General features: G+C 46.9%; 1 protein-coding gene. It reads left to right on the top strand.

What is annotated here, in order from left to right; translation table 11 throughout:
• Positions 1 to 243 (top strand): hypothetical protein (locus HT734_RS09345; protein WP_188113868.1); only part of this gene is annotated, 243 nt, incomplete at both ends.

The raw sequence follows: 243 nt of genomic DNA, 5'->3' as shown, positions 1-243 counted from the left end.
TTGTTGATGCTGATTCAGATGCTGATGTGCTTGCTGACTCAGATGCGCTTGTTCTTGCTGATTCTGACGCACTTGTGCTTGCTGATTCAGATGCACTTGTGCTTGCTGATTCAGATGCACTTGTGCTTGCTGACTCAGATGCTGATGTGCTTGCTGATTCTGACGCACTTGTTGATGCTGACTCAGATGCTGATGTGCTTGCTGATTCTGATGCACTTGTTGATGCTGACTCAGAAGCTGATG

It is taken from the genome of Streptococcus sp. k-90, from assembly GCF_013277565.1.
GTDB lineage: Bacteria > Bacillota > Bacilli > Lactobacillales > Streptococcaceae > Streptococcus.
This window is presented reverse-complemented; position numbering and strand designations above follow the sequence as displayed.